This window comes from Sphingomonas yabuuchiae (genome assembly GCF_014199595.1).
GTDB lineage: Bacteria > Pseudomonadota > Alphaproteobacteria > Sphingomonadales > Sphingomonadaceae > Sphingomonas > Sphingomonas yabuuchiae.
Window position 1 is genome coordinate 124995 of sequence record NZ_JACHNX010000002.1, and the last position, 25560, is coordinate 150554.

At 65.3% G+C, this 25560-nt stretch carries 25 protein-coding genes; 18 read left to right on the forward strand and 7 right to left on the reverse strand.

Annotation, left to right across the window (positions count from 1 at the left end):
• Positions 1-29 precede the first annotated feature (29 nt).
• From GGQ89_RS03750 to GGQ89_RS03775, 6 genes are read left to right on the forward strand one after another with little or no spacing between them, the layout of a single operon-like run.
• Positions 30-2405: a glycoside hydrolase family 127 protein gene (locus GGQ89_RS03750; protein WP_240456487.1), complete on the forward strand. Its 2376-nt coding sequence runs from the start codon at positions 30-32 to the stop codon at positions 2403-2405.
• An 11-nt stretch (positions 2406-2416) separates the two neighbouring features.
• Positions 2417-3412 (forward strand): Ldh family oxidoreductase, encoded by a 996-nt coding sequence (locus tag GGQ89_RS03755; protein ID WP_184104699.1) that lies wholly within the window; start codon positions 2417-2419, stop codon positions 3410-3412.
• Positions 3413-3423: 11 nt separating this feature from the next.
• Complete coding sequence (locus tag GGQ89_RS03760; RefSeq protein WP_184104217.1) at positions 3424-5217, forward strand: DUF885 domain-containing protein; 1794 nt, start codon at positions 3424-3426, stop codon at positions 5215-5217.
• Between the two features lie 51 nt (positions 5218-5268).
• Entirely contained in the window at positions 5269-6201 is a 933-nt protein-coding gene (locus GGQ89_RS03765) for a dihydrodipicolinate synthase family protein (protein ID WP_201780610.1), read from the forward strand.
• Positions 6201-6911 carry a GntR family transcriptional regulator gene (locus GGQ89_RS03770; protein ID WP_184104219.1) on the forward strand — a complete coding sequence of 237 codons (711 nt, stop codon included), beginning with the start codon at positions 6201-6203 and terminating at the stop codon, positions 6909-6911. Before GGQ89_RS03765 ends, GGQ89_RS03770 begins: the two co-directional genes overlap by 1 nt.
• A gap of 37 nt (positions 6912-6948) precedes the next feature.
• Positions 6949-8352: an amino acid permease gene (locus GGQ89_RS03775; protein WP_184104221.1), complete on the forward strand. Its 1404-nt coding sequence runs from the start codon at positions 6949-6951 to the stop codon at positions 8350-8352.
• Positions 8353-8473: 121 nt separating this feature from the next.
• Here GGQ89_RS03775 and GGQ89_RS19830 read toward each other — a convergent pair whose 3' ends face one another.
• The 3 genes from GGQ89_RS19830 to GGQ89_RS03790 all read right to left on the reverse strand — a co-directional run bounded on the left by GGQ89_RS19830 (position 8474) and on the right by GGQ89_RS03790 (position 9315).
• The gene (locus GGQ89_RS19830; protein ID WP_221238841.1) at positions 8474-8812 is read right to left on the reverse strand and encodes an MHYT domain-containing protein; all 339 of its coding nucleotides are present in this window, start codon (positions 8810-8812) and stop codon (positions 8474-8476) included.
• 26 nt (positions 8813-8838) lie between these two features.
• On the reverse strand, positions 8839-8955 hold the full coding sequence (locus GGQ89_RS03785; protein ID WP_184104225.1) for an MHYT domain-containing protein: 117 nt from the start codon (positions 8953-8955) through the stop codon (positions 8839-8841).
• A gap of 105 nt (positions 8956-9060) precedes the next feature.
• Positions 9061-9315 (reverse strand): MHYT domain-containing protein, encoded by a 255-nt coding sequence (locus GGQ89_RS03790; RefSeq protein WP_184104227.1) that lies wholly within the window; start codon positions 9313-9315, stop codon positions 9061-9063.
• Between the two features lie 134 nt (positions 9316-9449).
• On the opposite strand from GGQ89_RS03790, the gene GGQ89_RS03795 reads away from it, so the two are divergent.
• The 3 genes from GGQ89_RS03795 (at position 9450) to GGQ89_RS03805 (ending at position 11367) form a co-directional block, all read left to right on the forward strand.
• Positions 9450-10058, forward strand: coding sequence for a TetR/AcrR family transcriptional regulator (locus GGQ89_RS03795; protein ID WP_184104229.1), 609 nt, complete (start codon positions 9450-9452; stop codon positions 10056-10058).
• A gap of 199 nt (positions 10059-10257) precedes the next feature.
• Complete coding sequence (locus GGQ89_RS03800) at positions 10258-10674, forward strand: hypothetical protein (RefSeq protein WP_184104231.1); 417 nt, start codon at positions 10258-10260, stop codon at positions 10672-10674.
• A gap of 75 nt (positions 10675-10749) precedes the next feature.
• Positions 10750-11367 (forward strand): alpha/beta hydrolase, encoded by a 618-nt coding sequence (locus GGQ89_RS03805; protein WP_221238842.1) that lies wholly within the window; start codon positions 10750-10752, stop codon positions 11365-11367.
• A gap of 122 nt (positions 11368-11489) precedes the next feature.
• Here GGQ89_RS03805 and GGQ89_RS03810 read toward each other — a convergent pair whose 3' ends face one another.
• On the reverse strand, positions 11490-11714 hold the full coding sequence (locus GGQ89_RS03810) for a hypothetical protein (RefSeq protein WP_184104235.1): 225 nt from the start codon (positions 11712-11714) through the stop codon (positions 11490-11492).
• Between the two features lie 132 nt (positions 11715-11846).
• Here GGQ89_RS03810 and GGQ89_RS03815 point away from each other — a divergent pair, with 132 nt between their 5' ends.
• From GGQ89_RS03815 to GGQ89_RS03825, 3 genes are all read left to right on the forward strand, one after another.
• A complete protein-coding gene (locus tag GGQ89_RS03815; RefSeq protein WP_338112330.1) occupies positions 11847-13028 on the forward strand; it encodes a chymotrypsin family serine protease in 1182 nt (393 codons plus the stop codon).
• Between the two features lie 63 nt (positions 13029-13091).
• The gene (locus GGQ89_RS03820; RefSeq protein ID WP_184104237.1) at positions 13092-14096 is read left to right on the forward strand and encodes a zinc-dependent alcohol dehydrogenase family protein; all 1005 of its coding nucleotides are present in this window, start codon (positions 13092-13094) and stop codon (positions 14094-14096) included.
• A 16-nt stretch (positions 14097-14112) separates the two neighbouring features.
• Complete coding sequence (locus tag GGQ89_RS03825) at positions 14113-15393, forward strand: NAD(P)/FAD-dependent oxidoreductase (protein WP_184104239.1); 1281 nt, start codon at positions 14113-14115, stop codon at positions 15391-15393.
• Positions 15394-15399: 6 nt separating this feature from the next.
• Here GGQ89_RS03825 and GGQ89_RS03830 read toward each other — a convergent pair whose 3' ends face one another.
• Together GGQ89_RS03830 and GGQ89_RS03835 are read right to left on the reverse strand one after the other, a co-directional pair.
• The gene (locus GGQ89_RS03830) at positions 15400-16044 is read right to left on the reverse strand and encodes a GntR family transcriptional regulator (protein ID WP_076716439.1); all 645 of its coding nucleotides are present in this window, start codon (positions 16042-16044) and stop codon (positions 15400-15402) included.
• 106 nt (positions 16045-16150) lie between these two features.
• Positions 16151-18208, reverse strand: a complete 2058-nt coding sequence (locus tag GGQ89_RS03835) for an NAD(+) synthase (RefSeq protein WP_184104241.1) — start codon at positions 18206-18208, stop codon at positions 16151-16153.
• Positions 18209-18353: 145 nt separating this feature from the next.
• Between GGQ89_RS03835 and GGQ89_RS03840 the strand changes: the two genes are divergently transcribed.
• The 5 genes from GGQ89_RS03840 to der all read left to right on the forward strand — a co-directional run bounded on the left by GGQ89_RS03840 (position 18354) and on the right by der (position 23198).
• A complete protein-coding gene (locus tag GGQ89_RS03840) occupies positions 18354-18698 on the forward strand; it encodes an ArsC family reductase (RefSeq protein ID WP_184104243.1) in 345 nt (114 codons plus the stop codon).
• A gap of 49 nt (positions 18699-18747) precedes the next feature.
• A complete protein-coding gene (gene panB, locus GGQ89_RS03845) occupies positions 18748-19626 on the forward strand; it encodes a 3-methyl-2-oxobutanoate hydroxymethyltransferase (RefSeq protein WP_184104245.1) in 879 nt (292 codons plus the stop codon).
• Between the two features lie 117 nt (positions 19627-19743).
• A complete protein-coding gene (locus GGQ89_RS03850) occupies positions 19744-20412 on the forward strand; it encodes a tetratricopeptide repeat protein (protein ID WP_240456488.1) in 669 nt (222 codons plus the stop codon).
• Entirely contained in the window at positions 20409-21731 is a 1323-nt protein-coding gene (locus GGQ89_RS03855; protein WP_056437274.1) for an outer membrane protein assembly factor BamB family protein, read from the forward strand. The genes GGQ89_RS03850 and GGQ89_RS03855 overlap by 4 nt, the downstream gene beginning before the upstream one ends.
• A gap of 96 nt (positions 21732-21827) precedes the next feature.
• The gene (gene der / locus GGQ89_RS03860; RefSeq protein ID WP_056437271.1) at positions 21828-23198 is read left to right on the forward strand and encodes a ribosome biogenesis GTPase Der; all 1371 of its coding nucleotides are present in this window, start codon (positions 21828-21830) and stop codon (positions 23196-23198) included.
• Between the two features lie 185 nt (positions 23199-23383).
• Here the strand turns inward: der and bfr are convergent, their stop codons facing one another.
• On the reverse strand, positions 23384-23905 hold the full coding sequence (bfr, locus tag GGQ89_RS03865; protein WP_056437268.1) for a bacterioferritin: 522 nt from the start codon (positions 23903-23905) through the stop codon (positions 23384-23386).
• Positions 23906-24044: 139 nt separating this feature from the next.
• Between bfr and GGQ89_RS20225 the strand changes: the two genes are divergently transcribed.
• A complete protein-coding gene (locus tag GGQ89_RS20225; protein WP_184104249.1) occupies positions 24045-24692 on the forward strand; it encodes a PAS-domain containing protein in 648 nt (215 codons plus the stop codon).
• The last annotated feature ends 868 nt before the right edge of the window (positions 24693-25560 follow it).

Here is a 25560-nt window from a genome sequence, read left to right on the forward strand (position 1 = left end):
TTGGTATACAGTATTACCAGGAGAGCAAGATGCTGCGGTCGAGCAGACGCGAATGGATGCAGGGGGCGGCAGGCGTCGCGTTGATGGGAATGGCGACCCGCGCGGTGGGGGCTGCGCCGTCGATTCTTCCGGCCAAGGCCGAGCCCTTGCCGCTGTCGGCGGTGCGGTTGCGCCCCTCGGTCTATGCGACCGCGGTCGAGACCAACCGCCGCTATCTTTACCGTCTGAGCCCCGATCGCCTGCTCCACAATTTCCGCGCCTATGCCGGGCTGGAGCCGAAGGCCGAAATCTATGGCGGCTGGGAGAGCGACACGATCGCGGGCCATACGCTGGGCCACTACATGTCGGCGCTGGTGCTGACCTGGCAGCAGACCGGCGACACCGAGATGCGTCGCCGCGCCGACTATATCGTCGCCGAACTGGCCGAGGCGCAGGCCAAGCGCGGCACTGGCTATGTCGGCGCGCTGGGGCGCAAGCGGGCCGACGGCAAGGTGGTCGATGGCGAGGAAATCTTCCCCGAGATCATGGCGGGCAAGATCAAGTCGGGCGGGTTCGACCTCAATGGTTCCTGGTCGCCGCTCTATACCGTGCACAAGCTGTTCGCGGGTCTGCTCGACATCCATGGCGGTTGGGGCAATGCGCAGGCGCTGGACGTTGCAGTCAAGCTGGGCGGTTATTTCGCACGCGTCTTTGCCGCGCTCGACGATGCGCAGATGCAGACGGTGCTGGGGTGCGAATATGGCGGGCTGAACGAAAGCTATGCCGAGCTTTACCAGCGGACCGGCGACCGTCAGTGGCTGGCGCTGGCCGAGCGTATCTATGACCGCAAGGTGCTCGACCCGCTGGTCGCGGGCGAGGACAAGCTGGCCAATTTTCACGCCAATACGCAGGTGCCCAAGCTGATCGGCCTGGCGCGTATCCATGAGATCACCGGCAAGCCCGAACCCGCCAAGGGGGCCAGCTTCTTCTGGGAAACCGTCACCGGCCATCACAGCTATGTCATCGGCGGCAATGCCGACCGTGAGTATTTCTCCGAACCCGATACGATCGCGCGGCACGTCACCGACCAGACGTGCGAGCATTGCAACACCTATAACATGATGAAGCTGACCCGGCATCTCTATGGATGGCAGCCGGACGGGCGCTATTTCGACTATTACGAACGTGCGCATCTGAACCACGCGATGGCCGCCCAGCATCCGCAAAATGGCGGCTTCACCTATATGACGCCGCTGATGAGCGGCGTGGCGCGCGAGTTCTCGACCGACAAGGATGACGCCTTCTGGTGTTGCGTCGGGTCGGGGATGGAGGCGCATGCCAAGCATGGCGAGTCCATCTTCTGGCAGGGCGGCGATACCCTCCTCGTCAATCTCTACATCCCGGCCGAGGCGCGGTGGGAGAAGCGCAGCGCGGTCGTGACGCTCGACACCGCCTATCCGATGGAAGGGCAGGCGACGTTGAGCTTTACGCGGCTCGACCGGGCGGGTCGCTTCCCGCTGGCGCTGCGTGTGCCGGGCTGGGCGAACGGGCAGGCGCAGGTCGAGGTCAATGGTCAGGCCGTGTCCCCGCGCTTCGAGCGAGGCTATGCCGTGGTCGATCGCCGGTGGAAGACCGGGGACACGGTTTCGATCCGCCTGCCGCTCGACCTGCGGGTCGAGACGACGCCCGGCGACGATAGCGTCGTGGCGGTCCTGCGCGGACCGATGGTGATGGCGGCCGATCTGGGCGGGCGCGAGGACAAGTGGGACTCACCCGACCCGGTGCTGGTCGGCGTCAACCCGCTGGCGGGCTTCACCGCTGCCGATCCGGCGACCGCGCGATACAGGACGGCAGGGGTCTTCCGTCCGGCGGACCTGAGCTTCGTCCCGTTCTACAGCCAATATGACCGGCGCAGCGCCGTCTATTTCAAGCGCTTCACCGAAGCGGGGTGGAAGACGCAGGAGGCGGCGTTCCTGGCCGATCAGGCCCGGGCACGCGATATCGCCGCGCGCTCGGTCGATGTCATGCATCTGGGCGAGATGCAGCCGGAGCGTGACCATGGCCTGACCTCCGACATCTCCTACCCCGTTTCCTATCGCGGGCGGCAGGGGCGGGACGCGCGATCCGGGGGCTATTTCGAGTTCACCATGGCGGTGCGCCCCGGCCCGATGATCCTGCAAGGCACCTATTGGGGTGAGGAGCGGGCGCGGGACTTCGACATTCTGGTCGACAATGTGAAGGTCGCCACCCAGCATCTGGAGAATGACAAGCCGGGCGCGTTCTTCGACGTCGAATACCCGCTGCCGCCCGCGCTGACGGCGGGCAAGAAGAGCGTGCGTGTGCGGATCGTGCCGCATGATCGCAGCACGGCGGGACCGATCTTCGGCATGCGGCTGTTCGCGGCCAAGGCGGGGGCGACGGCGTGAGCGGCGTGCGGATGACCCTGGACGAATTGCGCACGCTGGCGCGGGCCAAGCTGCTGGGCGCGGGGCTGGCACCTGCCCATGCCGAAGCGGTGGCCGAGACGATGGTGGCGGGCGAGCGCGATGGATGCACCTCGCACGGTATCTACCGCCTGCTGGTCGCGGTCTCCAGCATTCAAAAGGGCGTGGTCGTCCCCGATGCCGAGCCGGTGCTGTCCGATCCCGCCCGCGCGCTGGTCCGCGTCGACGGCGGCGGCGGCTTTGCGCAACTGGCCTTCCAGACCGGCAAACCCGCGCTGATCGAAAAGGCGAAGGCTAACGGCATCGCCGCGCTGGCGCTCAACAATGTCGTGCATTTCGCCGCGCTCTGGCCCGAGGTCGAGGAACTGGCCGAGGCGGGACTGGTCGCGCTGGCCTTCACGCCCAGCCATGCCTGGGTCGCGCCCTCGGGCGGGGCCGAGCCGGTGTTCGGCACCAATCCCATCGCCTTCGGCTGGCCGCGCCCGGACGGGCCGCCCTTCGTCTTCGACTTCGCCACCTCCATGGTCGCGCGCGGCGAGATCGAACTCCATCGCCGGGCGGGCAAGAGCGTGCCCGATGATTGGGGCGTCGATGCCGATGGCAGGCCGACCACCGACCCGGCCGCGATCCTGTCGGGCGCGATGCGCACTTTTGGCGGGCATAAGGGATCGGCGCTGGCGGCGATGGTCGAACTGCTCGCCGGGCCGCTGATCGGCGATATGACCAGCCGCGAGTCGATCGAATGGGATGGCGGGCGCGGCGGCTCTCCGCTGGGTGGCGAGTTGATTATTGCCATCGATCCCAAAGGCTTCCTGGGCGACCTTCTTCCCGAAAATCAGGATCGGGCCGAGGCGATGTTCGCCGCGATCACGGGGCAGGGGGCACGGCTGCCCTCCGCCCGCCGCTATACCGCGCGTCAGGTGTCGCTGGTCGAGGGGGTCGAGATTTCGGCCGATCTTCACCGCGACGTGACGGCGCTGAAGGGTTGAGCAAGGGGGTTATGAGCATGACGAACCGGATCGGATGGCTGCTGGCGGGGGTCGCTCTGACGGCGATGCCGCTGGGTGCCGCACAGGCCAAGGGCCGCCCCCAGGTCGCAAGCAAGCAGGCCGCTACGCCGGACGCGCGGTTCCGCGCGCTGTCGGATGCCGAATATCAGTGGCGGATCAGCCAGAGTGCCGCCGACGACGACAGCGGCAGCGCGGGCTCGCGGCAATTGCCCGATGTCGGCCCCGCCGCCCAGGCCGCGCGGCTGGCGCGTTGGGAAGCGACCGCCAAGGCCCTGGATGCGATCGATCCGGCCAGGCTCTCTCCCGATGTGCGCACCGACTATATGGTCTATCGTGGCCAGATCGACGCGCTGCTCGCGGCGCAGCGGTTCCGCGAATATGAAAAGCCGCTCAATTCGGACACCAGCTTCTGGGGCAATCTGGCCAGCTGGGCGCGGGGCAGCTTTACCAGGGAAAGCCAGTATCGCGACTATATCGCGATGCTCCGCCAGATGCCGCGCTACTACGACCAGCAGATCGCGAACATGCGGGCCGGTCTCGCGCGCGGCTTCACCGTGCCGCGTGTCACGCTGAAGGGACGCGAGATCGGCGTCGCGCAGGTGGTCGATGCCGGAACCGGCGATGCCCAGCCCTTTTACGAGCCGTTCAAGACCATGCCCGCCAGCATGGCGCCCGCCACCGTCGCGGCGCTGCGGGCCGACGCCTTGGTGGCGATCCGGGATGACGTGCTGCCCGCGCATAGGCGGCTGCTGACCTTCCTGCGCGAGGACTATATCCCCCATGCCCAGGCCAGCACGGCGGCCTATGACCTGCCCGATGGGCAGGCCTATTACCGGTCCAAGATCCGCGAATATGTGACCGCCGACATGACGCCCGAACAGGTCCATGCGGTCGGCCTGTCCGAGATGCAGCGGATCCGCGCGCGGATGGACGGGGTGATGAAGGAGGTGAAGTTCCAGGGCGACCTGCCTGCGTTCCTGACCTTCCTGCGCACCGACCCGCGCTTCTATGCGAAGACGCCGCAGGAGCTTCTCGACAAGGCCGCCTGGATCGCGAAGGGCTTTGACGGGGTCGCGGCCCAATGGATCGGCCATTTGCCGCGCAGCCGCTTTGCGATCAAACCCGTGCCTGCGGATCAGGCCCCCTTCTATACCTCCGGGCGTGGCGGGCCGGGCATCTATCTGGTCAACACCTATGACCTGCCCTCGCGCCCGCTCTACGCGCTGCCCGCGCTGACCCTGCACGAAAGCGCGCCGGGTCATGCCTTCCAGATGCCGCTGGCCGCCGAGAACAAGAATTTGCCTGCCTTCCGCCGCGACAATTATCTGTCGGCCTATGGCGAAGGCTGGGCGCTCTATTGCGAGGCGCTGGGCGAGGAAATGGGGTTCTACAAGAATCCCTACGACCGCTTCGGGATGCTGTCCTATCAGGCGTGGCGTGCCGCGCGGCTGGTCGTCGACACGGGCGTCCACGCCATGGGCTGGAGCCGCGAAAAGGCGCAGGCCTATCTGCGTGACAACACCGCCCTGTCCAATCACGAGATCGAGACCGAGGTCGATCGCTATATCGCATGGCCGGGTCAGGCGCTGTCCTATTATATGGGGCAGCTTGCCTTTCAGCGGGCACGGGCCAAGGCCGAAAAGGCACTGGGGCCGAAGTTCAATATCCGCGCCTGGCACGATGCGATGCTGCAACTGGGCTATGTTCCGCTGCCGGTCATCGACCAGCGGACCGATCGCTTCATCGCCGAAGGGGGCAAGGGACCATATCCCGATGAGGAATGACGATTGACCACGCGGATGTGACGCGCTAAACAGTATACGATATCTAAAACAATGGCAGGAAAACAAATAGTGAGCATCGGCTGGCGCGGCGTATTCCCCGCAGTGACGACCCAGATCCGCGAGGATATGTCGATCGATCTCGCCGACACGCAGCGCGTCGTCGACGATCTGGTCAATGACGGCGTGACCGGCGTGATTGCACTCGGCACGGTCGGCGAGAACAACTCGCTCGACTATGACGAGAAGGTCACGGTCCTGACCGCGATCGTCGAGGCGGTGGCGGGCCGCGTGCCCGTGATCACCGGCTGCTCGGAATATGACACGCGCCGTGCGGTGCGTTACGCGCAGGCGGCCGAAAAGGCCGGGGCCGATGGCCTGATGCTGCTGCCGCCGATGGTCTATGTGCCCAAGGCGCATGAGCTGGTGAACCACTTCAAGGGCGTGGCCGACCAGACCGGCTTGCCGATCATGCTGTACAACAACCCGCCCGCGTACCGCACGGTCATCGACCAGTCGGTGCTCGAAGCGCTGGTCGATGTGAAGAACATCGTCGCGGTCAAGGAATCGGCCCCCGACACGCGCCGCTTCACCGATTTCCGCAACGCGTTCGGCGATCGCTACACCCTGTTCGCCGGTCTGGACGACGTGGCGCTCGAAGGGCTGTATCTGGGCGCACAGGGCTGGGTTTCGGGCCTGACCAATGCCTTCCCCAAGGAGTCGGTCGAGCTGGTCGCGGCGTTCGACCGTGGCGATCATGCCAAGGCGATGGAAATCTATCGCTGGTTCATGCCGCTCCTCCACCTCGATGCCGAGCATGACCTGGTCCAGTCGATCAAGCTGGCCGAGCAGGTCATGGGCCGTGGTTCGGAGCGCGTCCTGCCGCCGCGTTATGTCCTGGAAGGCGAGCGCCGCGCCGAGGTGATCGCGATGGTCGAAAAGGCCGCCGCGACCCGCCCGGACCTGGGCCAGGCCAAGGCCGCCTGATGGCGACGGCGCTCTCGCTACCGGACGGCGCCCTGGATGACGGGCGTCATCGGGGCGAGGGCGTCATCGTCGTGCAGACCTTGGCGGATCGCATTTTCGCGATCATACGTGAACGGATCATTGCGGGGGCCATCCCCGCCGATCGAACGATCCGCCAGGATGCGCTGGCCGCCGAACTGGGCGTCAGCAAGATACCGCTGCGCGAGGCGATGGCTCGGCTGGAGCAGGAGGGGCTGCTCCACGGCGTCGCCAATCGCGGCTATATGATCAGCGCACTGTCCGCCGCGCAGGCGGAGGATATTTACGGCCTGCGTCTCAAGCTGGAACCGGCGGCCGCCGCGCGCGCTGCGTTCGTCGCCGATGCTGATGACCGCGCCGCCCTGATCGCGGCATTCGAGGCGCTCGACCAGGCGGCGGCCAGCGATCTGGCGCGGGTCGCCATCTGCAATCGTCGCTTTCACATGGCCATGGTCCGCCCGACGCGGCAGCCCCTGACCATCCAGCTGATCCGTCAACTCGCGCTGCTTGCCGAACGCTATGTCGTCGCGCATCTGCAGCCCGCCGGACGCGACGCGCGGGCGCATCTGGAGCATCGCGAACAGCTCGATGCCTTTCTTGCGCGTGACACCGACCGGGTTAAAGCATTGCTTGATACGCATATCCGGTCCACCCTGATGGACCTGAAAGGCGGGTTCGCGCCCGTCGAGTGACAATGACAAGCCCATGGGGCGGGGGGATTTTTCGACGATGTTCGGACCGAGGAAATCGCTGGGCAGCGTGACCCAGCATGCGGAGGGGCAGGCGCTGGCCAAGACGCTCAGCTGGCCGCACCTGATCGCATTGGGGGTCGGCGCGATCGTCGGCACCGGCATCTACACGCTGACCGGCGTCGGGGCGGAGCGGGCGGGACCTGCCGTCATCCTGGCCTTCGCCATTGCGGGCGCGGTCTGTGCCTGTGCCGCGCTCGCCTATGCCGAGCTGGCCACTCTGATCCCGGCGGCGGGCAGCGCCTATACCTTCAGCTATACCGCGCTCGGTGAAACCCTCGCATGGGTCGTCGGGTGGAGCCTGATCCTCGAATATTCATTGGCCTGCTCGACCGTGGCAGTCGGCTGGTCGGGTTATCTGGTCGGCTGGATCCAGGCGGCGGGGGTGCATCTGCCGCCCGAGCTGCTGTCGGGCCCGCATGGCGGTGGTATCATCAACCTGCCCGCCGTGCTGGTTGCGCTGTCGGTGATGGGCATGCTGGTGGCGGGTACGCGGGAAAGCGCGACGCTGAACATCATCCTGGTCGTCGTGAAGCTCGTCGCGCTGGGCGTGTTCGTCGCCTTTGCCCTTCCGGCGTTCAACAACGCCAATCTCCATCCCTTCATGCCGTACGGCTTTGGCGCGACCGAAGTGGACGGTGCCAAGCGCGGCGTGATGGCGGCCGCCGCGATCGTGTTCTTCGCCTTTTACGGCTTCGACGCGGTGGCGACATCGGCCGAGGAAGCCAAGAACCCCGGCCGCGACCTGACCATCGGCATCGTCGGGTCGATGCTGGTCTGCACGCTGATCTATATGGCGGTGGCGGTGACGGCGGTGGGCGCGCTGCCCTTCCTGCAACTCGCCAATTCGCCCGAGCCGCTGGCGCTCGTCCTGCGTTCGCTGGGCCAGCCTACCGCGGCGCACCTGATCGCGCTGGCCGCCGTCATCGCGCTGCCCTCGGTCATTCTGGTGATGATGTATGGCCAGAGCCGCATCTTCTTCACCATGGCGCGTGACGGCCTGTTGCCACAGGCGCTGGCGGTGGTCAGCAAGCGCAGCGGTGCGCCGACCCGCATCACGCTGGTCACGGGCGTGTCGATCGCCATCGTCGCGGGCATCTTCCGCCTCGACGAGATTGCCGAGCTGGCCAATGCGGGCACGCTGCTCGCCTTTATCGCGGTCGGGGCCTGTCTGATGGTCCTGCGGCGCCGGGCACCGGAGGCCAAGCGGCTGTTCCGTTGCCCGCAGCCCTATCTGGTCGGTACGCTCGCCATTCTGGGCTGCATCTACCTGCTGTTCAGCCTGCCGAGCGCGACGATTGTCCGCTTCATCATCTGGAACCTGGCGGGTCTGGCCTTCTACTTCGCCTATGGGCGTCAGCGTAGCGCTCTGGCCAAGGGTTGAACTCCGACCAGAGATTGGGCAGGGCGGCCGAACAGATAACCCTGGGCCTGGGGGCATCCTTCCTCCAGCACCATGCGATGCTGTTCAGCCGCCTCGACCCCTTCGGCGGCGACGGGCAGGTTCAGGCTCTGCCCCGCCCGACGATCGCCCGGACGATCGAGCGCGCGGCGGCATCGGTGGCGACGCTCGACGCGATCCCCTTGCGCGTCGCCTGGGTCAGGCCACGCAGGTCGGTGAGAAGTCGGTCCAGCAGTGCCGCCGCGACAAGGGCAACCACAATGGTCGCCGTCACCAAGCCCACCACGCGCGCCAGGTTGAGTGGCTGTACCGGGTGAAGGCCTGGATTCATGACCACGCCTCCGGGCACCAAAGTCGTGGCCGTCATCGCGCCGAAATGCAGGACGACGATCCCCAGTGCCGCGACGCCGACGGACAAGGCGGTACGGCCCCGTCCAGGCATCCGCACATGGATATGAAATGCACCCGTCAGTAGCAGCCTGGCACCCAGAAATGCGGCCGCCAGCCCCAAGGGCCATAGCGGATCTGCGCCGGGACGATCAGCGCGGCCATGCCGATCAGATGCATGGCACCAATCCCGATCATGGTCAGCGCGCCAACGGCCAGACAGCGGGCCAGGTCACGCCTTCGCCGGATATGGCCAAGCGCGATCCAGATGGTTAGGCAGGGCGCCGCGATCGACGTCAGCGTTCAGGGAAGATCGAAGCCCAGCGGCAACGGACCCCGATAGGCAAGCATCGACAGGAAATGCGTGCACCAGATGCTGACGCCGCCCGTGATCGCGGCCAGCGCCACCCAATTGCGTCGGCGGACCTCGACGCACTCCTCGGCCCGGTCGTGCAGCAGGAACAAAGCAATCAGTCCCAGCAGGCACACGCCCAGAGCGGGCAGCATCAACCAGGGATCACGCTGCCCGATAATGCACCCCATGATTTCGAGCATCATATACGCCATTCCCCCGGCGACACTTTGTTCGGAAGGCCATTGCAAAAAACTTAATATAGGTCCGAAAGCGGACCATTGTCCTTTCGTGTGGGAAGGGCTTTCCAAACCGCCTCCGAAATTCTATACCGAACGTTATGGAAAATGCTCTGCCCGTGTGTAAGGGCCGCCCGCGTGAATTCTGCACCGACCAAGCCCTGGCCTCCGCGCTCCGAGTATTCTGGAGCAAGGGCTATGAGGGCGCGTCGATGGCCGACCTGACCGAGGCGATGGGCATCACGAAGCCCAGCCTTTATGCCGCGTTCGGCAACAAGGAGGCGCTGTTCCACAAGGCGCTCGACCTCTACGAGGCGGAGAAGCTCGCCTATATTCGCGAAGCGCTGGATCAGCCCACGGCACGTGGCGTCGCCGAGCATCTGCTGCGCGGTGCGCTGAAGGCCATGACCAGCCAATGGGAGCCGAAGGGCTGCCTGGGCGTGATCCACTCGGTCGCCTGCGGATCGGAAGCCGAGTCGATCAAGGCGGAAGTGGTCGCGCGGCGGGCTTCGTCCCAGGCGGCGATCGTCGGACGTTTCCAGCGCGCGGTGGATGAGGGGGATATGCCTGCCGGTGTCGACCCGGCGGGACTGGCCAATCTGATCTTCGCCGTGTTGCAGGGCATGGGCGTCCAGGCCGGGTGCGGTGTCTCTTCGGAGCAGCTGCAATCGATGGTCGACGCGGCATTGGCGCTATGGCCTTCGCGCTAAGCAGAATTTTTTAATACCGGTTGGTATGAAATTTATTGACGCCTGTACGGCGCATTAATATACCAGCCGGTATGGAAGGTGATCCTCACCTTCGTGATTGAAATGGCGAGACAGCAGGCAAGGCGGCCCGGTGCCGCTTCCTCGAGCGAGCGTGATGCTGGCCGGGGCAGGATGTCCCGCGCAAAAAGGGGTTTGCATCATGGCCTATGTCGCTTTTCAGGAAATCGGTGCCGCACGGATCGCCGTCGATGCTGCCATCGCACAGCAGGGCGCGGCGGCCATCCGTCCGGATGCCCGTCTGTCGGCCCTCGAATGGCAGGTGGTCGCACTCGCCCGCCGCGACCGCCTGTCCAGCCTGCGCGAGCCGACCAAGCTGATCCGCGCAATCGGCAGCATCTCCGGCGAAACCCGCAACCCGCGCCTGGCCGATCCCTCGCTGGAGGCGTTGCGCCGGATGGCGGTGTTGAGCTGGCATCATGGCTATAGCGTGCCATCGCACGAGGTTCGTGCCTTCCTGGCTGCCGGCTACACGCCGGACCAGTATGAGCTGATGGTCGACAGCATCGCGACCGCGCTCAGCGATTCGCGTCGTCTGGCCCGGCCCATGGCGGCCTAGTAAAGATGAGGTGAGGCGGGGGTGCGTCCGTCACCCCTTGCCCTTCCCCGAAACTGACGTACCTTGTGGGGATCAGTGACGGAGAAGACCATGGCGGCCGAACTGCGTCTGAGCGACCCCTTCTCGATCATCACCCTGCCGGTGGTGGAGCCTAACATGGGCAAACCCGTCGGCGAGCGCGCCATGCCGTGGGAAAGCCTGTTCGCCTGGCCCCGGCAGGGCGATCTGCAACTTCCCTTTGACGACGGATCGCGAGAGGCACGCGATATCTGGGCGACTCGGCTGGACCATGCGGTGGCCCATGCCGACAAGGCGGTGCTGCTGGTGGCCGAGGGCGCGGCTTGCTTGGCCAGCATCTGGTGGGCGCGACTGTCGCCCAGCCATTATGTGTCGAAGGTCGCGGGGGCGCTGTTCTTCCAGCCGCCCGCCGCCGATTCGCTGGACCGGCAGGGCGGCCAGCTCTTCGCCTCGCCCGAGGCGGCCTTGCCTTTTCCCTCGCTGGTCGTCGACGGTGCCAATCACGGCCCGGCGCTGGCCAGCATCTGCGGTGGTCGCCTGCTGGCCCCGCCGCGCGCCACGCCTGCGCCGACCGGCATGTGGCGTCAGGCTCAGCGGCTGATCGAGCGCTTCTCGGCCGGGGTGGTCGAACAGGATATGCGCGTCCTGCGCACGTTGGGCATTCCCGAGCGCTGACATAAAAACGGTCCGGCGGTTTGCGTAACCGCCGGACCAGTCGATCGCCACAGGGAGCTTCCTTTGGCGAGGCAGGAGCGGTGACACAGCCCGAAAGGGGGCCCATGCCACCGAAGGAAATTTTAGCTCGCGTTCGTACCGCCCGGCGCCGCTTCATTGTCGAGCAGCACGTCGTTGCCGAACGTCGCATTGCCGTCGACGGGCCCTTCATCATTGGCCAGAAGCTCGTCATTGGCCACGCCGCCATTGTCGAGGGCGGTGCTGTTGGCGGGCTCCGATTTGGAGCACGCGGCGAGCGGGACGGCCGATGCGATCAGAAGCAGCGGAAGGGCATGGCGTCGCAACATCAATTCGGTCCCCTTGGTCGTTTATGCCGTGTATCGCCGCTTATCGGCTTCTCATAGGTAATACATACTAAATCGATGGGATATAACCAGCGCAAATCTTGTCGGCGGGATAGATGGGCTTTCCCGCGATTGGTGGCGGCCCTGCTTGTCACGATTCCGGGAGGCGTATGGGCGCAGGCCGTGGCGCCGCTCGACGGAAATGCCGCCCTTGCTCTGGATGCGGCGGAATATGCCAGCCTGTCCGGGCAGACGCCGATGGCGGCCGCGCACGAACTCGCGGTGCAGGAGGCGTCGGTGCCGCTGACCGACTCGCTCAAGGCGGAGTTCGCCGACCGCCTCGCGGGATTGTCGGTCGGTCATGCGCCTTTCCATATCGACATATTGTTGACCGGCGATGCGCCCGTCGCGGACCGGGTCGTGCAGGTGGCGGGAAGTCCGGTGCTCGTTCGCTTCCGGACTGGCGCCTATGCCACACACCGCCAATTGGTCGTCGCACTCGCGCTTCATCAGACCGAAATTCGCGCCAGCCTGACCCAGCCGCCGGGCATCGGTGTCGATCCCCGGATCGGGGCGCTGGTCGTGATGGTGGCCCGCGCGGATGCCGAGGCGGAGCCGGGCGATGCCCTGCGGGATCGGATCGCCCGGATCGCAGGGGTGCCGGTGCGGATCGCGACGCTGGGTGCGCCCGACAGCGACCTGGCCGACGTTCAAGGTGGTGCGCGGCTGACCGGTATCGATCCCGGCAATGGTCGCCGCTATGCCTGCACCAGCGGGTTCGTCGTCCAGCGCGGGAGTGCCAGCGCGGTCGTGACGGCCGCCCATTGTCCCGACAATCTGGTCTGGACCGATGCCGAGCGGCGCGAGCATCCGCTGCCCTTTCTGGGGCAATGGGGATGGGGCTATCAGGATGTACAGGTGAATGGCAGCCCAGTGTCGTTGTCGCCCGCCTTTTGGAGCGACACGGCCAAGACGATAAGCCGCCGCGTCACGGGGCAGAGGACCCGCGACCAGACCCGCGCGGGCGACATCGTCTGCCATCGCGGCGAACGGACGGGCTATAGCTGCGCCGAGGTGTGGATACCCGACTTTGCGCCTGCCGGGGATTTGTGCGGCGGCGGCTGTACCCCGACCTGGGTTGCAGTGCGTGGGCCGACCTGTCGTAGCGGGGACAGCGGCGGGCCGGTCTTCCTCGGCGGTATGGCTTACGGCATCGTCAAGGGCGGCAGCTATCGCGGCGGCGACGGCAGCTGCACCTTTTACTATTATATGTCAGTCGATTTCCTGCCCGACGGGTGGTCTCTGGCGACCGGCTGAGGGATCGCATCGCATTGCAGCAGCGTTGGTTTTTCATCGACAGACAGCGATGAAGGCGACGGCATGAAGGCGATGATCCTCGATGCACCTGGCGGGCTGGACCGTCTGCGACTGGTCGACCGCCCCGATCCCGGTGCGCCGGGACCGGGTATGATCCGGGTACGGCTGCACGCGACGTCACTCAATTATCATGACTATGGCGTCGTGGCGGGCCGCATGCCGACCCAGGATGGTCGTATTCCGATGGCCGATGGCGCGGGCATCGTCGAGGCGGTGGGCGAGGGCGTCCAGGACTTCGTGGCGGGCGATGCGGTCGTCTCCTGCTTCTTTCCCGACTGGCAGGAAGGGCCGCCCCGGATCGGCGACTTCTCGCGCGTGCCGGGCGACGGGATCGACGGCTATGCGTGCGAACTGGTGGTCGCCCCCGCAACCGCCTTTACCCGCGCGCCGACGGGCTACAGCCATGCCGAGGCAGCGACCATCACCACGGCCGGACTGACCGCATGGCGCAGCCTAGTCGTCGATGGAGGGTTGAAGCCGGGGGACCGCGTGCTGGTGCTGGGGACCGGCGGCGTGTCGATCTGGGCGCTTCAGATCGCGCGGATGATGGGCGCTCAGGTGGTCGTCACCTCGTCCTCCGATGAGAAGCCGGAACGGGCCCGCTCGCTGGGGGCCGCGCATACGATCAATTATCGCACCCACCCCGAATGGGGGAAGCTCGTCCATGACTGGGCGGGCGAGGGTGTCGACCATGTGATCGAGGTCGGCGGGCCTGGTACGCTGGCCCAGTCGATCGATGCGGTTCGGATCGGCGGACATATCGGGCTGATCGGAGTGCTGACCGGCTTCGCGGGCGACGTGCCGACCGCCACCCTCATGAGCAAGCAGGCGCGGTTGCAGGGCCTGATCGTCGGCAGCCGCCGGATGCAGACGGAATTCGTCCGCGCGCTGGACGATGCGGCGTTCCGGCCGGTGGTCGATCGCACCTTCGCCTTGGATGAATTGGCCGATGCATTTCGCTATCAGGAAAGCGGCGACCATTTCGGCAAGATCGCCGTGACCTTCTGATGACGGGGGACAGGACATGACGAGAGCAGGCGTCGATCCCAATTGGCCGCATGTGGTGATCGTCGGCGCGGGGTTCGGCGGGCTTGCGGTGGCGCAGCGACTGGCGCGTGCGCCGGTGCGGGTGACGGTGGTCGACCGCAACAATTACCATCTGTTCGTGCCGCTGCTCTATCAGGTGGCGACCGCCGCCCTGTCGCCCGCCGATGTCGCCGAGCCGATCCGCCATGTCCTGGGCCGCTACCCCAATATCCGGGTCGTGCTGGGCGAGGTGACGCAGGTCGATACCGATGCCCGGCACGTCGCCTTGGCCACGGGCGAGACGTTGCAATATGACCGGCTGGTCGTCGCGACGGGATCGACCAGCAGCTATTTCGGCCATGACGAATGGCGCCGCCATGCCCCCGCCTGCAAGTCGATCGAGGAAGCGCGGGTCATCCGCTCGCGCGTGTTGGGCGCATTCGAGGAAGCGGAACGCGACGGGGCCGCGGACCGCGAGGCGCTGATGACCTTCGTCATCGTCGGCGGCGGCCCGACCGGCGTGGAACTGGCCGGGTCGGTCGCCGAGCTGGCGCGCTATGCTTTGACCTCCGATTTTCGCCGGATCCGGCCGGAGACGGCGAAGATCATATTGATCGAGGGCGGGCCGAGGATACTGGCGGCTTTCCCGGACTCACTTGCCACCTATGCCGAACGGGCGCTGGCGCGGCTGGGGGTTCAGGTGATGACGAACATGCCGGTCGAGGCGATCAAGGCCGAGGGGCTGACCGCCGGCGGACAATTCATCCCGGCTCGCACCGTCCTTTGGGGCGCAGGCGTGGCACCGACGGGGGCCGCCAAGCTGCTCGGCATAGCGCCGGGACCGGGCGGACGCGTGGCGGTGCGGCCGGATTTGAGCGTCGAGGGGCTGGAGAATGTCTATTCGCTGGGCGATGTCGCCGCCTGCCTGGACGAAGACGGCAAGCCCTTGCCCGGCCTGGCCCAGGTCGCGCAGCAACAGGGCGAGTATCTGGGCAAGGCGTTACGGAGGCAACTGACGGGCGGAGCGGCGCCCAAGCCCTTCCGCTTCCACAATCGCGGCAATGCGGCGATCATCGGGCGTCACGCCGCGATCTTCGACTTCGGCCGGTTCCGGATGAAGGGCTATCCGGCCTGGATGCTCTGGGCGATCGTCCATGTCGTGCTGCTGGTCAATTTCGCGCAGCGTATCCGCGTCAGCCTGCAATGGCTGTGGCGTTATCTGACCTATCGGCGTGGTGCCCGGATCATCACCACGCCTATTGGCCGCCCGCCCGGCTGACGGGGATCAGCGGATCAGTTGGGCGCGCAGGTCGACCAGCGTCGCGCCGATATGCTCGGTCAGGAAACCGGCCACCCGCGCCTCGTCCCGTGCCAGCCAGGCGTCGAGCAGCGCATGATGCTCCTCATGCGCGCGGTCCTCGCGACCCGCAGGCTTCAGATGCTGGACGACATAGCGTTCGGCCAGCACCTGCAACCGTTCGATCAGCTGGAAGGTCAGCGCGGCACCCAGCGGGCGGACCAGCGCGAGATGAAAGGCGCGGTTGCGGTGCGCGACCTCGTGCAATGCGTCGCGCGCCGCGACGTCCAATGCGGTCAGCGCCTCACGCGCGACGGCCTGATCCTCCGCCGTCGCCACACGCGACGCACGCGCCGCCGCATCGGGTTCCAGCGCCAGGCGAAGTTCGTAAATCTCCTCCGCCTCGCCCGCGCCCAGCGAGCGGACGAAAAAGCCGCGATTGGCCTGGCTGGTCAGCAGCCCTTCCTGTTCCAGCCGGGCAAGTGCCTCACGCAGCGGAATCTTGCTGACCCCCAGCTCATTGGCCAGCGCGTCCTGCCGGATCGGTTGTTCCTCTGGCAGGTCGCCGCTGATGATCCGCTCGCGAATGATCGTGAAGATCTGCTCCGACAGGGTGCGAACGACAAGGCTCATGGATTCTCTCGTGCCGACAGGCCGGGGAGAAGCCTGTAATTTAGGGGGAAATGTAACGAACAAGCCTTCAGCATAGCCCTGTTCCCCACAGCCTGCCAAGTCTGTGTCACAGACCGGGCGGCAGGGCGTCCCGAAGTTCGTTCAGCCAGACAGTTGCCGTTCCGTCCGATGGCGCCCGCCAGTCCCCGCGCGGGGACAGGGCGCCGCCTGCCGAGACCTTGGGACCGTTGGGCAGGGCCGAGCGCTTGAACTGGCTGGTCTGGAAGAAGCGAGTCAGGAATCGCTCCAGCCAGTGCCGGATCGTCGGCAGGTCATAGGCGACGCGCGCGTCCTGCGGCAGGTCCTCGGGCCAGCCGCCCGCTTCCGCATCATGCCATGCGTGCCAGGCGAGGAAAGCGATCTTCGACGGCTTCAGGCCATAGCGGATGACGTAATGCGCAAAGAAGTCGTTGAGTGCATAGGGGCCGATCATCGCCTCGGTGGACTGCATCGCGCCGCTGGCGTCGGCGGGTACCAGCTCGGGCGAGATTTCCTGAGCCAGGATCGCCGCCAGAACCTTGTTCGTCGCCTCATCATATTGCCCGGTACGGATGCACCAGCGGATCAGGAACTGGATCAGCGTCTTGGGCACGCCCGCATTGACCGCATAATGGCTCATCTGGTCGCCCACGCCATAGGTGCACCAGCCCAGTGCCAGCTCCGACAGGTCGCCGGTGCCCAGCACGATGCCGCCGCGCTGATTGGCGAGGCGGAACAGATAATCGGTGCGCAGGCCCGCCTGCACGTTCTCGAAGGTCACGTCATGGACCGGCTCGCCCTGCGCAAAGGGGTGCTTCATGTCTTCCAGCAGCTGATGCGCGGCGGGACGGATATCGATTTCCTCTGCCGTTACCCCCAGCGAACGCATCAGTGCCCAGGCATGGGCCTTGGTGCCCGCGCCGGTGGCGAAGCCGGGCATGGTGAAGGCCAGGATACGGTCGCGCGACCAGCCCAACCGATCGGTCGCCTTGGCCGCGACGATCAGCGCATGGGTGGAATCGAGCCCACCGGACACGCCGATCACCAGCGTCTTGGCGCGGCTGGCATCGAGCCGCTTGGCCAGTGCCTCGACCTGGATGTTATAGGCTTCGTAGCAGTCGGCATCCCGCCGGGCGGGATCGTCGGGTACGAAGGGAAAGCGGTAGACGGAGCGTCGCAGGCCGCGATCGCTCGCCTCCGCGCCATGGACGAAGCCGATCCGGCGGAAACGATGTTCGGGATGGCCCGCAAATGCGGCGGCATCGTTGAAGGTGCCGAAGCGCAGGCGCTCCTGTTCGATCCGCTCGACATCGATATCGGCGGTGGTCAGCGCGGGTTCGCGCAGGAAACGCTCGGACTCGGCGATCGTCTCGCCCAGTTCGTGGATCAGGCCCTGGCCGTCCCAGGACAGATCGGTCGTGCTCTCGCCTATGCCCGCCGCCGAATAGACATAGGCGCAGGCCGCGCGGGCCGACTGGGCGGCGGCCAGCATCGCCCGGTCGCGCGCCTTGCCGATGACGATGTTCGACGCCGACAAATTGCAGCAGATCGTCGCCCCGGCCAGCGCGCCCAGTGTCGAGGGCGGGGTGGGGGCCCAGTAATCCTCGCAAATCTCGGCATGGACGACGAAGCCCGGCACATCCTCGGCCGCGAAGATCAGGTCGGTGCCGAAGGGCACGCTCTGGCCATCCAGCTCGATGGTCAGGCCGGTCAGCCCCGCGCCGCTCGCGAACCAGCGCTTCTCGTAATATTCGCGGTAGTTGGGCAGGAAGGTCTTCGGCACGACGCCCAAAATCCGCCCGCGCGCAATGACGACGGCACAGTTGTAGAGCCGCCCATTACGGGGCAGCGCGGCACCGACCAGCATGACGGGCGACAGCGCCGCGCTGGCATCCACCATCTCGCCCAGCGCCGCGAGCGTCGCCGCGTGCATCGCGCCCTGCAAATGCAGGTCGTCGATCGCGTAGGAGGTCAGCGACAATTCGGGAAAGACGATCAGGTCGACGCCGTCTTCATCCGCCTTGCGCGCCAGATCGAGCATGGCTTGCGCATTGGCATAAGCATCCCCGACCGATGCGGCGGGCGTCGCGGCGGCGACGCGGATCAGGCCATGGGTGTGAAGTGCGTAAAAGGGGTGATCCTGCATCCTCTCGGGATAGCGACGCGGGAAGGGGGGCGCTAGCCTGTGTGGGTTGCCACGGGTTAGGATGTGAGGGTTTCCCCTGGCCTTCGACTTCCCTTATCCTGGTGCATTCCGCTAAGCGCCGGACGCTCCCGAAGTTCGAGGCTCTATGACCATCATCCTCTACGGCATCCCCAACTGCGACACGATGAAGAAGGTCCGTGTCTGGCTCGACCAGCACGGCGTCGAATACCGCTTCCACAACTACAAAACCGACGGCATTGACGAAGCTACGCTTCGCCGCTGGGTCGATCATGTCGGCTGGGAAAAGCTGCTCAACCGCGCGGGCACGACCTTCCGCAAGCTGGACGAGGCCGACCGGCAGGACATCGATGCCGACAAGGCGATCCGGCTGATGCAGGCCCAGCCCTCACTGATCAAACGGCCGGTGCTCGACCGCGACGGCGCCCTGACGGTCGGGTTCAAGCCCGAGGTGTACGCCGAAATCTTCTGACGGACCAAGGGGGTGGAGCGCACGGCGTACACGGGTTAGAGGTTTGGCCATGTCCACGACCTACACGCTCGACACCGCGACCAGCCGCGCCAATCCCACGCCTGCGCCGATGAAGCGTCTGACCGTACCTGCCATCCGTCGCCGCAAGGGCGAGACGCCGTTGGTCATGCTGACCGCCTATACGGTGCGCTCGGCGCAGCTGCTCGATCCGCATTGCGACATGCTGCTGGTCGGCGACAGCCTGGGGCAGGTGATCTACGGCCTGCCCTCGACCGTGCCGGTCACGCTTCAGATGATGGCGGCGCATGGCGCCGCGGTCGGGCGGGGCAGCTATCATGCGGTCGTCGTCATCGACCTGCCCTTCGGCAGTTACGAAGCGAGCCCGGAAAAGGCGTTCGAGAATGCCGCGTGGCTGCTCAAGGAAACCGGCGCGGCGGCGGTCAAGCTGGAGGGCGGCGTCGCGATGGCGCCGACCGTGCGCTTCCTGGTCGAGCGCGGCATTCCCGTCATGGGCCATGTCGGCCTGACGCCCCAGGCGGTGAACGTCCTGGGCGGCTATGGCGCGCGCGGCCGCACGCCTGAGGAGGCCGAGAAGATCATCGCCGACGCGGTCGCCGTGGCGGAGGCGGGTGCCTTTTCGGTCGTGATTGAGGGCGTGGTCGAGCCGATCGCGATCGAGATCACCAAGCGTATCGCCTGCCCAACGATCGGTATCGGTGCGTCGGCGGAGTGCGACGGTCAGGTGCTGGTGGGCGAGGACATGCTCGGTCTGTTCGACCGTACCGCCCGCTTCGTCCGCCGTTACGAGACGATGGGCGAGCGGATCGGCGAGGCGGCGCGTGCCTATGCCGAGGATGTGCGCGCCCGCCGCTTCCCCGGGCCGGAGCAGACCTATGCCCCCCGGCAAGCCAACCGCGATGGGGGATAAGCCAAGCCCGCTTCCCACAGGGGCCGCTCCTCGCTAAAGGTCGCGGCTTCTATCTTGCCTTGATCCAGAATAGCGGAGCCCGTCTTGGCCCTAACGCCCCAATCCAGCCAGGCCTTTTTGAGCGAGGTCGACGACGAACTGCGTCGCGAAAGGCTGACGTCTTTCTGGACCCGGTGGGGCCTTATCGTCGGCGCGGCGATCGTCGTCGCGCTCGCTGCGTTCGGCGGCTATCTCTATTGGCAGCACCGCCAGCATCAGGCGGCGGGCGTCGATGGCGAGCAGTTGCAGGCCGCCTATGACGCGCTGGGCCAGAACGACACCAAGACGGCGGGCGAGAAGCTGAAGGCGCTGTCCGACACCAATGTCGACGCCTATCGTGCCCTCGCCGAGTTCACCCAGGCGGATATCCTGCTCCAGCGTGACGACATGAAGGGTGCCGCGGCACGCTTCGCCGCCATCGCCAATGATGCCTCGCTCGCCCAGCCGTTCCGCGACCTGGCGCTGGTTCGCCAGACCATGGCCGAATATGACACGATGAAGCCCGAGGCGGTCGTCGCGCGACTGGGCAACATGGCGGTGCCCGGCAACGCCTATTTCGGTAGCGCGGGCGAGATGGTCGCCGTGGCTTATCTGCGCATGAATAAGCGTGACCAGGCGGGCCGTTTGTTCGGCCAGATTGCCAGCGACAAGGATGTGCCCGATACGTTGCGGCAACGTGCGGTTCAGATGGCCGGCGTATTGGGGGTCGACGCGGTCGGCCAGAGTGAGGACACCAAGACCCAATGACGAAGCATTTCCGCACCTCGGCGGCGCTTGCCGCGCTGATGGCGCTGGGCGCCTGCGGGGTATTCAAGAGCGCGCCCAAGAAGACGCCGACCGTGGGCAACCGCGTGCCGATCCTGGTTTCGGAAACGGGGGTCGAGGCGGACAAGACGATCGCCGACGTACAGGTCCTGCTGCCCGCGCCCGAAGCGAACCCCGAATGGTCGCAGCCTGGCGGCAATGCCGCCAAGTCGATGGGGCAGCTCGCACTGGCGGAACAGCCGCAGCGCCTGTGGAGCGCGACGATCAACGGTGGTTCGGCGCGCGATCCGCTGGGCGCCGCCCCGGTCGTGGCCGAGGGCAAGCTGTTCGTCGTGGATGTCGAGGGCAATCTCGTCGCGATGAACGCCGATACCGGCGCGCGCCTGTGGTCGACCGGTATCACCGAAGGTGACGCGAACCGCCTGGCCCGCTTCGGCGGCGGGGCGAGCTATGATAGCGGCACGGTGTTCGCATCGGACGGTCTGGGCGATGTGATCGCGGCCAGCGCCGCCGACGGCAAGGTGCTGTGGCGTGCCAAGCCCAGCGGCCCGCTGCGCGGATCGCCAACCATCGCCAACGGCAATGTCTATGTCCTGACCCAGGACAATCAGCTTTACGCCATCAACCAGACGGACGGTAAGATCGTCTGGGCCGGGCAGGGCACGCTGGAGACGCAGGGCGTGTACGGCGTCGCGGCTCCATCGGCCAGCCAGGGTACGGTCGTCGCCGGTTTCTCGAGCGGCGAGCTGAACGCCTATCGTTACGAAAACGGCCGTCTGCTGTGGCAGGACGCGCTGTCGCGGACGAGCATTTCCACCTCGGTGTCGACGCTGTCGGATATCGACGCCGCGCCGGTGATCGACCAGGGCCGCGTCTATGCGCTGGGCCAGGGCGGCCGAATGGTTGCGCTGGAACTGTCGACCGGCCAGCGTCTCTGGGAGCAGAATTTCGCCGGGCTTTCGACGCCATGGATCGCGGGCGAGTGGATATTCCTCGTCACCGACGATGCGCGTCTGGTCGCGCTGGCCCGGTCGAGCGGCAAGGCCCGCTGGATCGCGCAGCTGCAGCGCTTCCACAAGGAAAAGAAGAAGACCGGCGCGATCACCTGGTTCGGCCCGGTGCTGGCGGGCAACCGCCTGATCCTGACCAACTCGGAAGGGCAGATCGTTTACGCCAATCCGGGTGACGGATCGGTCCAGGCAACGGTCGACACCAAGACGCCGTTCGCGCTGCCGCCGATCGTCGCCAACAACGTGCTCTATGTCCTCGACCAGAAGGGTAGGATCGCGGCCTATAAGTGATGCGGTTTTGCCCCGTGGGACATTTGTTCCACGGGGCGGTGCATTTCGTACCGCTATAGGCGTGACGAAAGCCCCGCCTTTCGCTAACGCACGGCGATGGCTAATCTCCCTATCGTCGCGATCGTCGGCCGTCCCAATGTCGGCAAGTCGACGCTGTTCAATCGTCTGGTCGGAAAGAAGCTGGCGCTGGTCGACGACCGGCCCGGCGTGACGCGCGACCGGCGCGAAGGCGACGCGCATCTTCTGGGCCTGGATTTCCGTATCATCGATACGGCCGGTTACGAAGACGAAGACCCCGACACATTGCCGGGCCGGATGCGCCGCCAGACCGAGGCGGCGGTCAGCGAGGCCGATGTCGCGCTGTTCCTGGTCGATGCCCGCGCCGGGGTCATGCCGCTGGACGAGGAGATCGCTCGCTGGCTGCGCAGTTCCGATACGCCGATCGTGCTCGCGGCGAACAAGGCGGAGGGCCGTGCGGCCGAACAGGGCATATTGGAGGCGCTGGCGCTCGGCTTCGGCGATCCGGTGCAATTGTCCGCCGAGCATGGCGAAGGCGTGGGCGATTTGTTCGAAGCGCTGCTCCCCTTCATCGACCGTGAAGTCGAGGAAGAAGAGGAAGTCGATCTCGAAAACCCCTTCGCTCCGCTGAAGCTGGCGATCGTCGGGCGTCCCAATGCGGGCAAGTCGACGCTGATCAACCGTTTCCTGGGTCAGGATCGCTTGATCACCGGGCCGGAAGCCGGGATCACCCGCGATTCGATCGCGATCGACTGGGAATGGCACGACCGCAACGGCGAGGTGCGGCAGGTCCGCCTGATCGACACCGCGGGCATGCGGAAAAAGGCCAAGGTTCAGGACAAGCTGGAAAAGCTGTCCGTCGCCGACGCGTTGCGCGCGGTCGATTTCGCCGAGGTCGTGGTGCTATTGCTCGATGCGACGCTGGGGCTGGAATCGCAGGATCTGCGCATTGCCGACCGTGTGCTGGAAGAGGGGCGTGCCCTGCTGATCGCGCTCAACAAATGGGACGTCGCGGAAAATCCGTCGTCGCTGTTCAACGGTGTGCGCAAGGCGCTGGAAGACGGGCTCAGCCAGGTCAAGGGCGTGCCGCTGCTGGCGGTATCGGCCGCGACCGGCAAGGGGCTGGACACGCTGATCGAAGCGGCGTTCGAGACGCGCGCCGCCTGGTCGAAGCGCGTGCCGACCGGCGAGCTCAACCGCTGGTTCGAGCGTGCGGTCGAGGCCAATCCGCCACCCGCACCGGGCGGCAAGCGGATCAAGCTGCGCTACGTCACCCAGGTGAAGTCGCGTCCGCCGAGCTTCGTGATCTTTGGTACGCGCGTGGATCAATTGCCCGCCAGCTATGAGCGGTATCTGGTCAATTCGATGCGGCGTGAGCTTGGTTTTGGTGCAGTGCCGGTGCGTCTGACGCTGCGGGCGCCGAAGAACCCGTTCGGCAAGAAGGACTGAGGGGCGGCGGGCGCGCTTTTTCCTAATCGCCCTTCAGCCGGAGCCAAGTCGAAGGCCGAGGGCCGACGCCAAGTCCGGGCCATGACCGATATAATTCCCGTGGCCTTCGACTTCGCTCAGGCTGAACGGGTTAGGTGGACAATTTTCCGGAAACAGGGGCGGGCCATCAGACCCGCCCCGCATTCTCAGCCCTGAAGGTGCGGAGCCGCGCCCGACTTGGGCGTGTCGTTCTCCGCCATGGCGTTCAGCTGGATATAGTTCTGGATGCCCATGCGTGCGATCATCTCGAACTGGCGCTCCAGCGTGTCGACATGCTCTTCCTCGCTCGCCAGGATGCGCTGGAACAGGTCGCGGCTGACATAATCGCGGACTTCCTCGCAATAGGCGATGGCTTCCTTGAGCTGGGCAACGGCCTCGACCTCGATGGCCAGATCGCCCTTGAGCACTTCCTCGACGGTCTCGCCGATGCGCAGGCGGCCCAGCAGCTGGAAATTGGGCAGCCCGTCCAGGAACAGGATGCGCTCGGCCAGCCAGTCGGCGTGGCGCATCTCGTCGATCGATTCGTGATATTCGAACTGGGCGAGCTTGTAGACGCCCCAATGATCGAGCAGCCGGTAGTGCAGGAAATACTGGTTGATCGCGGTCAGCTCGTTCTTGAGCGCCTCGTTCAAATACTCGATGACCTTCGGATCGCCCTTAACTGCCATTGATCTCGCCTTTCGTGAACGTGTTTGGCGGCACCTTAGAAGACCATAGGTGACCCCGACAAGGCCGATTTCATAAGTAAAAATGCGTCGCGCTTTCATCTTGGGCGAAAGCTGCTAGGGGCAACATAAGTTATCAAAAATGAGGTTAACGGTGTCGGTGAGTGCGGCGGAGCAGCTGGCCCTTGTCATGGAACATGTCCGGCACGGTATCGTGATCTATGATCGGGACGAGCGGATTCTCCTGATCAATCAGTATGTCAGTCGCATCTTCGGCCTGTCGGACAGTGCCGTGACCGCAGGGTCGAGCCTGGCGGATTATCTGCACCATGTCGGCAATGCGGTAGGTTGGTCGGATGTCCGAAAGGCGACGATCCTTGACAATCATCGGCAATGGGCCCGCGAGGGGGTGCGGCGCCAGTTCGATCATCATTTCGATGACGGTCATGTGCTGGAAATTACTTATCACCCGCAACCCGATCTTGGGGCGGTGCTGACCTTTGTCGACGTGACGCATGAGCGCGATCTGACGCGCGTGATTCGGCGACGCAATGACCTGAACCGCGAGACCGTGGCCATGCTGGAACGGGTCGGCCGGATATCGGCCAATACCCGGCTGGTCGCGCTGAATGCGAGTATCGAGGCCGCACGGCTCGGTGCCCAGGGGCGCGGTTTCGCGGTCGTCGCCGAAGAGGTGCGCAACCTTTCGGTCGAGACGTCGGATGTGCTGGTGGAGATCAGCCGGATCAACGCGGCGTCGCTCGAACTTGCCGAAGACAAGGATCGGTAACGGGGAAGATCGATACGGGAAGTTGGTGGGCCCGGCAGGATTTAAATAAGCTAATAAAAACAGATATATAGTTTGCCTAACTGACGCGCATCAGGTCCCGTTGCCTCTCTGTTTGAGAAAAAACTGTCTAACCTTTAAGGGCTCGACCTACGCATGAGCGCGGCGTTAAGTTACTTGGGGGGGGCACCAAACCGCCGGGCGATCAGCGGTACCCAATTTACCGCTATATCGATCACTTTATCTCCGACGATGGAGGAATAATTATCCAAATATACCGCGCTCGCGATCCATTTGGTCTTCCATCATAGCCCAGATGCGACGAGCGGCTTGGCGGTATCCCTCTCAATCGTCTACGATGGTCTTGCTGCTCCACTTCGTGACGTGCTCACTCGATGCGAGCCGTTTCGCCGCAAACGCACGTTGCATGTCGTCAAGCCGCGATAGCAGCGCGCTATCAGCTCCGACCTTCAGCTTTGGAAGCAATACGTCGTGTATGTACTGCGACCGTGCCCAGCTTGCCCGACTCAGACGAAGGCGGGCTACCCCGAGCGCGGCCACATCAGGGCTGGGCCGGCTGCAATGGTCTCGAATTTCAGCTATGCCTGCTGTTATTTTCCGATGATGTTCGGCGAGCGTCTGATCCATTAGTCCTGTGTAGCTGCAAAAAGTTAACCTCAAGCTGCATCGACCATTATTTAAAGATTAACGATCTTTTTGCGTTCCTCCAGACAGCAGCTTTTAGCTGACACTATTGTTCGACAAGGCAGCAGTATGAGACGGGTTTAATTCTTAAGTAGCGCGCAAGCTCGGGGCATATCACCCCCGCCGTCCCATTGCCGCTGACCGGTAACCTTGAATCGAAAGGGAG

What these genes read in the sequence shown, in the direction of transcription:
- GGQ89_RS03750 (WP_240456487.1), top strand. Translation starts at nt 30, where the DNA reads ATGCTGCGGTCGAGCAGACGCGAATGGATGCAGGGGGCGGCAGGCGTC.
- GGQ89_RS03755 (WP_184104699.1), top strand. Translation starts at nt 2,417, where the DNA reads ATGACCCTGGACGAATTGCGCACGCTGGCGCGGGCCAAGCTGCTGGGC.
- GGQ89_RS03760 (WP_184104217.1), top strand. Translation starts at nt 3,424, where the DNA reads ATGAGCATGACGAACCGGATCGGATGGCTGCTGGCGGGGGTCGCTCTG.
- GGQ89_RS03765 (WP_201780610.1), top strand. Translation starts at nt 5,269, where the DNA reads ATGGCAGGAAAACAAATAGTGAGCATCGGCTGGCGCGGCGTATTCCCC.
- GGQ89_RS03770 (WP_184104219.1), top strand. Translation starts at nt 6,201, where the DNA reads ATGGCGACGGCGCTCTCGCTACCGGACGGCGCCCTGGATGACGGGCGT.
- GGQ89_RS03775 (WP_184104221.1), top strand. Translation starts at nt 6,949, where the DNA reads ATGTTCGGACCGAGGAAATCGCTGGGCAGCGTGACCCAGCATGCGGAG.
- GGQ89_RS19830 (WP_221238841.1), bottom strand. Translation starts at nt 8,812, where the DNA reads ATGCCTGGACGGGGCCGTACCGCCTTGTCCGTCGGCGTCGCGGCACTG.
- GGQ89_RS03785 (WP_184104225.1), bottom strand. Translation starts at nt 8,955, where the DNA reads ATGATCGGGATTGGTGCCATGCATCTGATCGGCATGGCCGCGCTGATC.
- GGQ89_RS03790 (WP_184104227.1), bottom strand. Translation starts at nt 9,315, where the DNA reads ATGATGCTCGAAATCATGGGGTGCATTATCGGGCAGCGTGATCCCTGG.
- GGQ89_RS03795 (WP_184104229.1), top strand. Translation starts at nt 9,450, where the DNA reads ATGGAAAATGCTCTGCCCGTGTGTAAGGGCCGCCCGCGTGAATTCTGC.
- GGQ89_RS03800 (WP_184104231.1), top strand. Translation starts at nt 10,258, where the DNA reads ATGGCCTATGTCGCTTTTCAGGAAATCGGTGCCGCACGGATCGCCGTC.
- GGQ89_RS03810 (WP_184104235.1), bottom strand. Translation starts at nt 11,714, where the DNA reads ATGTTGCGACGCCATGCCCTTCCGCTGCTTCTGATCGCATCGGCCGTC.
- GGQ89_RS03820 (WP_184104237.1), top strand. Translation starts at nt 13,092, where the DNA reads ATGAAGGCGATGATCCTCGATGCACCTGGCGGGCTGGACCGTCTGCGA.
- GGQ89_RS03825 (WP_184104239.1), top strand. Translation starts at nt 14,113, where the DNA reads ATGACGAGAGCAGGCGTCGATCCCAATTGGCCGCATGTGGTGATCGTC.
- GGQ89_RS03830 (WP_076716439.1), bottom strand. Translation starts at nt 16,044, where the DNA reads ATGAGCCTTGTCGTTCGCACCCTGTCGGAGCAGATCTTCACGATCATT.
- GGQ89_RS03835 (WP_184104241.1), bottom strand. Translation starts at nt 18,208, where the DNA reads ATGCAGGATCACCCCTTTTACGCACTTCACACCCATGGCCTGATCCGC.
- GGQ89_RS03840 (WP_184104243.1), top strand. Translation starts at nt 18,354, where the DNA reads ATGACCATCATCCTCTACGGCATCCCCAACTGCGACACGATGAAGAAG.
- panB (WP_184104245.1), top strand. Translation starts at nt 18,748, where the DNA reads ATGTCCACGACCTACACGCTCGACACCGCGACCAGCCGCGCCAATCCC.
- GGQ89_RS03855 (WP_056437274.1), top strand. Translation starts at nt 20,409, where the DNA reads ATGACGAAGCATTTCCGCACCTCGGCGGCGCTTGCCGCGCTGATGGCG.
- der (WP_056437271.1), top strand. Translation starts at nt 21,828, where the DNA reads ATGGCTAATCTCCCTATCGTCGCGATCGTCGGCCGTCCCAATGTCGGC.
- bfr (WP_056437268.1), bottom strand. Translation starts at nt 23,905, where the DNA reads ATGGCAGTTAAGGGCGATCCGAAGGTCATCGAGTATTTGAACGAGGCG.
- GGQ89_RS20225 (WP_184104249.1), top strand. Translation starts at nt 24,045, where the DNA reads ATGAGGTTAACGGTGTCGGTGAGTGCGGCGGAGCAGCTGGCCCTTGTC.